Below are 710 nucleotides of genomic sequence, written 5' to 3'. Positions count from 1 at the left end.
AGATAGCTGGTGGCGTCGGCTTCGCTGATCTGGAACACCAGCGACTCCGGCGGCAGGCGCGCGGCCTTCAGCGCCACCCCGAGCCAGGGCAGCAGGCCGGGGTCTTGCAGGCTCGCGCTGGACAGGTGGACGAACAGCTTGGTCTGGTGCCCCTTGGCGCGATGCTCGGCGAGCAGCTTGATCGAATTGAGGATCACCCAGCGGTCGATCTTCTCCGCCAGCCCGGCTTCCTTGGCGGCATGCAGGAACTCCGCCGGCGGCACTTCCTGGCCCTGCGGATTGAGCAGGCGCAGGAGCACCTCGTAGTTCTCGTGGCTGTCGCCGCGCAGGCTGATGACTGGCTGGAACAGCAGGCGGAAGCTGTTGGTCTCCAGCGCCTGCTGGAGGATCGCGATGACGTCGCCGCGCTGGGCGGCGGCGGCAAGCTCTTCCGCCGGGTTGTACTGCTTGATCTGCGACCCGCCCTTGCGTGCCGCGTCATCGGCGCAGCGATGCGCACGGTTCATCACGTCCTGGGCCTTGGCGGTCTTCTCGTCGAGACCGGCGACGCCGATGCTGAGGGTGGCCTGGGCGCTGCGGCCGTTCAGCTCGAAAAGGTGGTTCTCGACTTTCTTCAGCAGTCGTTGCAGCGCCGCTTGCGCCTGCTCGGGAGTCTTGCCCTTGAACAGGGCGGCGAAGATCGAATCGCCGAAACGCGCCAGGTCGGCTTC

The 710-nt window shown here is 66.9% G+C and carries 1 pseudogene; it reads right to left on the bottom strand.

The window, feature by feature from the left end:
* Positions 1 to 710, bottom strand: a pseudogene (gene fimX / locus LLU09_RS12480) (cyclic di-GMP-binding protein FimX); the annotation flags it as partial.

Origin of the sequence: Salinicoccus sp. RF5, from assembly GCF_020786625.1 — a bacterium.
Lineage (GTDB): Bacteria > Bacillota > Bacilli > Staphylococcales > Salinicoccaceae > Salinicoccus.
This window is presented reverse-complemented; position numbering and strand designations above follow the sequence as displayed.